We start from the raw sequence: 9,452 nt of genomic DNA, 5'->3' as shown, positions 1-9,452 counted from the left end.
TTATATTATTTTTTAGAATGTTTTCCTTATAGCTAGAGTATCACCGGCATTTTCCATACAAACAGCGTGACGTTTTGTCATGGTTAGAAAAAGTCCTCCGGTTGAGAATTATCAATTCCCTCGCCGGAGGTCTTTTTCTATTAGTTATAACGCTTTTTATTCTGTCCTTTGAAACGGGAAGTAAAGGTATTGCTCTATTGCCGCGCTACATCTCTTGTCGCAACGATGTCGACGCCAAGATTTAAAATATTACTGTAAATTACATCTCCTTGAGAAACAGGCGCCGCTACTTCTACCGCAGCTAAACAGCGAGCAACCGCCATTACTTTATCTTTCGGCAAGGCTGGTTTGGAAATGACGGGTAACAAATGGAGTTCACCGTTTGCAATTTTGACTGTTGTCGTTAAAGTTCGTTTGGGTGAAGTAATCTCTTCTCTGGCATAGTTTACGCCTCGTTGACAAGCAAAGCCAATTATATCCTGAATTTGCTCATTGGCGATAATAACTTTCCCTTCACAGCTCATCGGGCATACAATACAGTTGATCGCCCGTTCGGATTGACTCATTTTGCTATTCCTCCTTGATCTCAACAATCAATTCCTGCGTTGTTGGCGGAATTTTATGATAGGGTATTTCCATGACAATCATTTCGCCAGGCTTTACGACAGGTAGTTTACGCATGGCAATGACCTGATCACTCGCTTGTACAGTCAGGAGCATCTGTCGTTTGGGCTGTTTTACCCGCATGAATAATTTCAATGTTTCATTAGGGCCAGTAAGGTCTTTGCCTGTTTCCTGCGGGAAGATTTGCTGAGGCACTACGGTCCGTACTTCGCCGGCGGCTGTTACGCGAATGGGTTGCTTTGGTGCCAAAAGTTTGTCCTGAATGTAGAGCGCCGCATACTTACCGGCGAGTTCCCCCTCTTCCGACACGAAATCCACCAAATCATGGACATGAACCACATTGCCGGCAGCAAAAAAGCCGGGTAAACTGGTTTGCCGGTGCTGATCAACAATAGGGCCGGAAGTAGCCTGATCAATGCCAACTAAATCGCGGGATAGTTCATTTTCAGGAATGAGTCCGACCGAGAGCAAGAGACAGTCGCAATCAATATCAAATTCCGTGCCGGGAATAGGCTGCATTTTTTGATCTACACCGGCGCAGGTTACCCCGGTCACCCGGTCATGTCCATGTACGGCAGTAACAGTATGCGCCAGGTAGAGAGGAATGTCAAAATCTTGTAGGCACTGAACAACATTTCGGGTTAGACCATTGGAATAAGGCATGATTTCAAGAACAGCCTCCACTTTCGCTCCTTCCAGGGTTAAGCGCCGGGCCATAATCAAACCAATATCGCCGGAACCTAATATGACAATCTTTTTCCCCGGAATGTAACCTTCCATATTTGTCATTCTTTGTGCGGCGCCGGCAGTAAATATTCCAGCCGGCCGTTCGCCGGGGATCCGTATCGCGCCACGGGTTCGTTCACGGCAGCCCATAGCAAAAACCACGGCTTCTGCCTGAATTTCACACAATCCCTGTTTGGGGTTGACGGCAATAATTGTCTTATTACTTTTTATATTCAATACCATTGTATCCAACATAAATTTTACGTTTTTGTCTTGCTGAACCAGTTTGATATAACGGCCGGCATAACCAGGTCCAGTGAGTTCTTCTTTAAAGCGATGAAGACCAAAGCCATTATGAATACACTGCTGCAGGATACCGCCTAATTCGCGGTCCCGCTCAATAACCAGAATGCTTTTGGCTCCCTGTTCTGAGGCGCCGTGGGCTGCAGCAAGCCCGGCCGGGCCGCCACCGATAATAACAATATCGTAAGATAAATTAGTCATGGTCAGTCACCTCACAGTTGCCGGAAATTTTATCATAAAACAAATAAGATTCTGCTTTTTCTTTGCGAATATCTGCAATAGGCACGGAAAGTTCACGCGCCAGAATGGCCGTTATCTTCGGCCCGCAGAAACCGCCTTGACAACGTCCCATACCGGCACGGGTCCGCCGTTTTACGCCATCGACCGTTTTTGCCCCGCAGGGAGAATGAATGGCATCCAGAATTTCGCCTTCCGTGATGGTTTCACAGCGGCAAATGACGCGCCCATACAGGGAATTCTTACTGATAAGCACTTGTTTCTGTTCGTCCGTTAAGTCGCGAAAAACAACTTTGGCTTCATTTGTAGCTAGGAAGTTTGGCTTTGGTGTTAAAGCCAGACCACATTCTCTTAAAATGTTGACTACAAATTCCGCAATAGCCGGTGCAGAAGTGAGACCAGGCGACTGAATACCTGCGGCATGAATCAAGCCGGCAGTAACTTCTGAGGGACGAATGACAAAGTCTCCTTCATTGGCGGCGGCTCTTAAACCGGCAAACTCCGTAATAGAAGCATTGAGCGGCAATGCCGGCATAAGTCTTTTAGCGCCTATAATAACTTCATTTAAGCCAGCCGGTGTTGTTGCCAGGTCGTCCTTATCAGAAATATCCTGAGCATTAGGGCCAATAAAGATATTGCCATGCACCGTCGGGCAAAGTAAAATGCCTTTTGATTTTTTACTTGGTACTGGGAAAATGATGTTGCTTATTATAGAACCGGCATTTTTATCAAACAAAATATATTCACCTTTGCGCGGTGAAATGGTAAAACTATTGTCGTTTGCCAGGCCGGAAACATCGTCGGCGTAAAGACCTGCGGCATTAATGACAAATTGTGTGGCGATCATGCCTTGCGATGTTTTTACGCCCGTCACATGCCCGTCTGTAACTTCAATGCCCGTAACAGGACATTCCGTCAATACTTTCACACCGTTTTTTACGGCATTTTCGGCAAAAGCAATGGCTGCGCCGAAAGGAAGAAAAATGCCTGCGGAAGGCGCCCACAGGGCTCCTTTCACACCAGAAGACAGCTTCGGTTCCTTCGCCAGAACTTCTTCCCGGTTTAGAATAGCTAAGCCAGGCACGCCATTTGTCTTTCCCCGTTCAAAAAGTTCCTGAACAGTATTCATTTCATCATCGCTTGTTGCAACGACAAGCGAACCCGTCCATTTAATCTCAAGAGCAAGTTCATCCTTTAATTGATGATACATGGCATTGCCCCGTACATTGAGTCTTGCTTTTAGCGAACCTGGATGGGCATCAAATCCGGCATGAAGAATAGCGCTGTTTGCCTTGGTTGTACCCATGGCAATATCCGGCTCTTTTTCAAGCAATACAACGTCGAGTTGGTACTTCGATAACTCTCTGGCAATAGCGGTACCGACAATACCGCCGCCAATAACGGCGACATCCGATTTGAGGATTGTCATTTGTTTACACTCCCTATCCACTCCAGTGGGTTTATTAATGAGAATAAGCGCAAAAAAGAGAAGTCCAAATAAATGCCTAATTTATCAGGCATTTATTTGGACTTCTCTTTTGCTCTTGTCCACATATCCAATTATTTGATTCAACAAGGGTCTTATCGATTGCTACTAGTCACAAATTTTAACGTTCAGTCCATTTTTTCTATATTTATCAATGATATCAGGGGCAGCATTCTGATCTGTCAAGACAATATCCAAGTCTTTAGTATGACAAAAACTGGCGGCAGATACGTTTTCCAATTTGGAATAGTCTAAAAGTGCAATTCGTTTTTTCGCATGCTCCATCATTTTCTTTTTTAATTCTGCTTCGTATAGATTAAAATCGGTTAGACCTTCATTTAAAGTAAATCCGTGAGCAGACACGAATGCAAGGTCAGCATGAATATGGTTGAGCAGCTCGCATCCCAATAGGCCCTCAATGGAACCTGATTGTTTTGTTACTATGCCGCCGATTAGAACTACGGTAATATTGGGAGTTTCTTTAAGGGTCAACATGGTATATATTCCATTTGTGACAACCATAAGTTGCCGAAAATGCATAGAGTTTAAATTTCTTGCCAGAGTCAGACAAGTGGAACTCGCATCTAATAAAATACATTGATTATCCTTGATTAGTTGCAAAGCTTCTTTGCAAATAGCATTTTTTTGCATGCTGTTTAAGCTTTCGCGCCTATGGAAATTATAAGTGCTGTCCACTTGCGATTGTAGCAAAATTTCGTTGCAGGACGCTAAAACCGCTCCGCCGTGAACTTTACTTATATAGTGTTCCGCTTCCAACTTATTAAAATCACTTCTTATGGTTACCACGGAAACTTTTAATTCTTTTGCCAACTCCTCAGTGGTAGCGCGCTTTTTTTGCGATAAAATTTCCAATATTCGCTTATGTCTTTCTACAGGCAACATAACATTACTCCTTGTACTATGTGCTATAAAATCACGTTACGAAGGCGTTAGATATCAAGACGGTTGTCCATAAAAAACCTTTTCATGACACTTTCTTGATAGTTTTCTATCTCTATATCATTTTTAGATAAAACAATCCGCTCTAATATTTAAATATTAATACAAAAAGGAAAAGAAAACAATATAAATGTTAAATAAAAACAAATAAATATTTATATCATGATTTATTTTAGATATTTATTTCGTTACAGCAGGGTCTTATATGCGAAAGAAGTTTGGTTCGACAGGGCACTAAACAAGTTTCGAAAAAATAAATAATCACTTGAAGAAAATAAAAGAAAATGTTATATTAAAAAAAATAAAAGGCAAAAATAAAAAGCAAAAGGATGGACCAATATGAAAATTGCCATTGGCTGTGATGAAGCAGCGTATGATTTAAAGATGGAGTTAATCAACCATCTGAGGGAAAAAGGAATTGAAGTCAAGGATTTTGGTACAAAAGCAGGTGAAGTAGTTTTATATCCGGATATTGCGGTAATCGTCGCTGAAGCAGTTGCAAGAGGTGAGTATGAACGCGGAATCCTTGTGTGCGGCACAGGCATAGGAATGGCATTGTCGGCAAATAAAGTTCCGGGTATCCGTGCAGCGGTTTGTCATGACCCGTTTTCTACAGAACGTTCGCGAAAAAGTAATAATGCCCAGATTATGTGTATGGGCTCCCGGGTTATTGCGCCTCATTTAGCAAAGTATCTTCTGAATATATGGCTCAAGTGCGATTTTTCCGGTGGTAATTCAGCGCCGAAAGTTGCCCGTATTATGAAATATGAAGAAATGTATTTAAAAGGTGAACGCAAAATTTGATTTAGTAAGAAAAAAGCAAATTCCTTATTTTATATCATAGCATTAGGAGACTGAGAAAAACAAAGAAATCGAAAGTTTATTAAGGGAGGATTCCAATGAGGTTTTTTATTGACACTGCAAATCCAGAGGATATTCGTAAGGCAAATGATATAGGGGTCATTTGTGGCGTTACTACGAATCCGTCATTAATTGCTAAGGAAGGCCGCGATTTTAAAGAAGTAATTTCGGAAATTACTAAAATTATTGATGGTCCAATCAGCGGCGAAGTAGCGGCCACAACCGTAGACGCTCAGGAAATGATTACTGAAGGTAGGGAAATTGCCAAAATTCATCCTAATATGGTAGTAAAAATACCTATGACGCTTGAAGGATTAAAAGCCGTTAAGGTTTTGTCTTCTGAGCAAATCGAAACAAATGTTACATTGATATTCACTGCCAATCAGGCGCTGTTGGCTGCACGGGCCGGGGCTACATATGTTTCTCCGTTTTTAGGCCGCCTGGATGATATTTCCACAACAGGGGTAGCATTGATTGAAAAAATTGTGCAGATATTCCGCATTCATCAGATTAAAGCTCAAATCATTTGTGCAAGCGTGCGTAGTCCTATCCATGTAATGGATTGTGCTTGTGCCGGCGCTGATATCGCCACGGTACCATACAAGGTAATCGAACAAATGGTAACCCATCCGTTGACAAATCAGGGAATTGAAAAATTCCGGATAGATTACGAAAAGATATTTAACAAATAAAACGGGGGACGAGCATGGAACAAGAAAGAGTATCTGAATTGGAAAAAATAGCCAGTCATATTCGTATGGGAATCATAGGAAGTGTTTATCATGCCAAATCCGGTCATCCCGGTGGTTCCTTATCGATTGTAGAATTACTGACTTATTTATATTTTGCAGAAATGAAAATCGATATCAAAAATCCAAAATGGGCAGACCGTGACCGATTTGTTTTGTCAAAAGGACACGCAGCGCCCGCACTCTACGCAACTTTGGCCTGCAAAGGTTTTTTTTCGCAGGAAGAGCTTAAATACTTGCGCCATATTGGTTCCATGTTACAGGGGCATCCGGACATGAAAAAAATTCCCGGTGTTGATATGAGTACCGGGTCACTTGGACAGGGTATTTCGACTGCCTGCGGCATGGCACTTGCGGGAAAATTGCAAAAGAAAAACTATCGCTCATATACAATTATTGGCGATGGTGAATCCGAAGAAGGACAGGTATGGGAGGCTGCGATGTTCGCCGCGCATCAGAGCCTCGCTAACTTATGCGTTATTGTTGACTGCAACGGATTACAGATCGACGGACCGGTTTCAGAAGTTGGCGCACCGGAACCGCTTGACAAAAAATTTGAGGCTTTTGGTTTTCATGTATTGCACATTGATGCACATGATTTCACCCAAATTGCCAAAGCAGTTAATGCTGCCAAAAGAACAAAAAATTGCCCGACCGCCATTATTGCAAAATCGATTAAGGGGAAGGGCGTATCCTTTATGGAAAACCAAGTAAGCTGGCATGGCAAGGCTCCGAATCAAGAACAGTATGAGCAGGCGATACAAGAATTAAACGCTCATATGGAAAAACTTGAGAGAAAGGGTGAAAAGCATGACTGAAATAATTAAGAAAGCAACCCGTGTAAGTTATGGAGAAGCTTTAATCGAGCTTTTCCCAAAATATAAGAATCTTGTAGTTTTAGACGCCGATCTTGCCGAGGCCACAAAGACAGGGATTTTTAAAAAAGCATATCCTTCCCGCTTCATTGACTGCGGCATTGCGGAAGGCAATCTAATGGGGGTTGCAGCGGGTCTTGCCACTGCCGGCATGATTCCGTTCGCCAGTTCTTTCGCAATGTTCACAGCGGGCCGTGCCTTTGAACAGGTGCGAAATTCGATTGGCTATCCGCATCTTCCTGTAAAAATCGGTGCAACACATGCCGGTATTTCAGTGGGGGAAGACGGCGCAACTCATCAATGTAACGAAGATATTGCTCTCATGCGTTCGATTCCCGGCATGACGGTCATCAGTCCTGCCGATGATATTGAAGCGAAAGCAGCAGTAGAAGCGGCCATTCTTCATGACGGACCGGTTTACATGCGCTTTGGCCGCCTGGAATCGCCGGTTTTTAACAAGGCTGCCAGTTATCGCTTTGAGCTTGGAAAGGGTATTTGTATCAAAGATGGAACTGATGTAACAATCGTTGCAACAGGTATGATGGTTTACGAATCTTTACAGGCGGCTGCTCTGTTGGAAAGAGAAGGCATTCATGCGCGGGTTATTAATATCCATACCATAAAACCGCTGGACGAAGAACTGATTGCCCGGGCTGCAGAAGAAACCGGACTTCTAATTACGGTAGAGGAACATAGTATCATTGGTGGTCTTGGTGATGCCGTGTGCAGTGCGGTCTGTAAAATAAGACCTGTTCCGGTTGTTAAAATTGGCATTCAAGACCAGTTTGGACATTCTGGACCCGCAGTTAGTTTGCTAAAGGAATTTGGCTTATGCACAGACCATATCGTAGTTGTTACAAAGAAAGCGTTAGGCAGCGGAAATTCAAGGATCGATTGATAAAAGATCAGTCGAGCTCTAATCCATCTGATGTTTTATTACTACAAATTATTCAATCAAAAGTTGCTAAAAGTACTAGTTAGGCAACAAAAAACAAAGCCTTCCGACAAATCGCCGGAAGGCTTGAATTTACTGGAGCGGGCAACGAGATTCGAACTCGCGCCCACGGCTTGGGAATTGGAGTTTTATGTAATCTTAAATCTTTCTGATTTTAGAAAGTCAATAAAATTACGGTTTGCCGAATCCACCAATTCTGATTAGTCTATAGTTTCTATGGAGTAGTAAAACAAATTGGTCAGTGTATCGATTGCTCTTTTAGATACCCAACTTTCTCCGCATGTCCTAATAAATACAAAAAAGCATGTGCCGGAACTCGCATAATAGGTATTTGGGTCTTCCAATGTGATATTCCATAATCCTCCACCCGTTTTGTTATAACTAAAGCGGCTACAATTCCATCCTTCTTATTATTAGCCATTTCAACGATAGCATCTGTTTCCTTTATTTCAACATTTTCCCTATATTTGACCTCAGCAATAATCTTACCCGTAGGAAATTCAACAACGACGTCAATTTCTTTTTCGTTACCGCCGGACTTTCGATAATATCCGACCTTTGTACGATGTCTGTAATAAAATGCGACGAGATGTTTGTAAACTGAAGTTTCAACCATTATTCCCATTTCAACCGGGTCTAAAATTACATTATCAAGCATTAGCACAGCATTACGAATCGCTGCATCTGCAATATAAATTTTAGGCTTGGCTTTCAGTACCTTTTTCCCATCCAGGTTAACTTGACCGCTAATATAAATTAAGTTAGCCTTTTCTAAAAACTGCACATAGTTAGAAACCGTTGCAGTGGGTGTATTATCCAATTCTTTGCTCATAGCGGATAAATTTATTATGTTTGATGAGTGAAAACAAAGATATAGAAAAACCTTTTCTAATATCGCAGCATTACGAACATTAAACAAGGCTGGTATATCTCGTTTTAAAACTTTATCCACAACGTCTTCCCGTAACATCCGCTGCGCATAATAATCATCCTTAGTAAGAGCAAGCTCGGGAAACCCGCCAACTGTTAAATATCGGTGAAAATGTTTTTGTAAGGGTGCCAACTGATTCATTAAGGCATTTAATTCTATCTTCTCCAGATTGGAAAGTGCGGTAGGTTTTATGCTCACATCCAATTTCGGCAGATCACTAACTCCTGTTACTTCACAATACTCATAGAAGGATAATGTCGGTACATGAATAACCGTCCAGCGCCCAACCCCGCTGTCGCTAGCTCCTTGTTCCAGTGCCGGGTTTGCCGATCCGGTTGCCGCAATTCTCCACCCAGGGTGAGAATCATAAAATACCTTGAGCCACATTTCCCAATCTTGAGCATACTGAATTTCATCAAAAAATAAATAATACTGCTCATCAGCTGATACATTTCCTTGATAGATCGACATAAGTTCTTCCATACTACAGAACTTAAGCAAGGGATGATCAAACGATATATATAATATATTTTTCGCTGCTATTTTGTCTTTCAATAAAGTCTCAATGATTTGGAATAAAAGCGTGGTCTTGCCAACCCGCCTTGCTCCCGATAAAATAACATGACGCCGCAAATCGGTATGACGAAGCATTTTCATAGCTTCATAATAGGCAAACCGTTTCGCAGGCTTTGAATACTCTGTTGGTACTTCCCCGTCTCGCCACCAAGGATTATAGGCATAAAGA

At 42.2% G+C, this 9,452-nt stretch carries 9 protein-coding genes; 4 read left to right on the top strand and 5 right to left on the bottom strand.

What is annotated here, in order from left to right; all coding sequences use genetic code 11:
• Positions 1-194: 194 nt before the first annotated feature.
• From LUCIF_RS22135 to LUCIF_RS22120, 4 genes are all read right to left on the bottom strand, one after another.
• The gene (locus LUCIF_RS22135; RefSeq protein WP_122630011.1) at positions 195-566 is read right to left on the bottom strand and encodes a DUF1667 domain-containing protein; all 372 of its coding nucleotides are present in this window, start codon (positions 564-566) and stop codon (positions 195-197) included.
• Positions 567-570: 4 nt separating this feature from the next.
• Entirely contained in the window at positions 571-1,854 is a 1,284-nt protein-coding gene (locus tag LUCIF_RS22130; protein WP_122630010.1) for an NAD(P)/FAD-dependent oxidoreductase, read from the bottom strand.
• Positions 1,847-3,319, bottom strand: a complete 1,473-nt coding sequence (locus LUCIF_RS22125; RefSeq protein ID WP_122630009.1) for an NAD(P)/FAD-dependent oxidoreductase — start codon at positions 3,317-3,319, stop codon at positions 1,847-1,849. Before LUCIF_RS22125 ends, LUCIF_RS22130 begins: the two co-directional genes overlap by 8 nt.
• Positions 3,320-3,484: 165 nt before the next feature.
• The gene (locus LUCIF_RS22120; protein ID WP_122630008.1) at positions 3,485-4,279 is read right to left on the bottom strand and encodes a DeoR/GlpR family DNA-binding transcription regulator; all 795 of its coding nucleotides are present in this window, start codon (positions 4,277-4,279) and stop codon (positions 3,485-3,487) included.
• A 396-nt stretch (positions 4,280-4,675) separates the two neighbouring features.
• On the opposite strand from LUCIF_RS22120, the gene rpiB reads away from it, so the two are divergent.
• From rpiB to LUCIF_RS22100, 4 genes are all read left to right on the top strand, one after another.
• Positions 4,676-5,140 carry a ribose 5-phosphate isomerase B gene (rpiB, locus tag LUCIF_RS22115; protein WP_122630007.1) on the top strand — a complete coding sequence of 155 codons (465 nt, stop codon included), beginning with the start codon at positions 4,676-4,678 and terminating at the stop codon, positions 5,138-5,140.
• Positions 5,141-5,235: 95 nt separating this feature from the next.
• A complete protein-coding gene (fsa, locus tag LUCIF_RS22110) occupies positions 5,236-5,889 on the top strand; it encodes a fructose-6-phosphate aldolase (RefSeq protein ID WP_122630006.1) in 654 nt (217 codons plus the stop codon).
• On the top strand, positions 5,886-6,764 hold the full coding sequence (locus LUCIF_RS22105) for a transketolase (RefSeq protein ID WP_306438791.1): 879 nt from the start codon (positions 5,886-5,888) through the stop codon (positions 6,762-6,764). The genes fsa and LUCIF_RS22105 overlap by 4 nt, the downstream gene beginning before the upstream one ends.
• A complete protein-coding gene (locus LUCIF_RS22100) occupies positions 6,757-7,719 on the top strand; it encodes a transketolase family protein (protein WP_122630004.1) in 963 nt (320 codons plus the stop codon). Before LUCIF_RS22105 ends, LUCIF_RS22100 begins: the two co-directional genes overlap by 8 nt.
• A 295-nt stretch (positions 7,720-8,014) precedes the next feature.
• Here LUCIF_RS22100 and LUCIF_RS22095 read toward each other — a convergent pair.
• Positions 8,015-9,452: ATP-binding protein (locus tag LUCIF_RS22095; protein ID WP_133306313.1), on the bottom strand; the 1,438-nt coding region annotated here is incomplete at its 5' end.

This window comes from Allolucifera butyrica (genome assembly GCF_900476375.1).
Lineage (GTDB): Bacteria > Bacillota > Negativicutes > Sporomusales > UPPP01 > Lucifera > Lucifera butyrica.
This window is presented reverse-complemented; position numbering and strand designations above follow the sequence as displayed.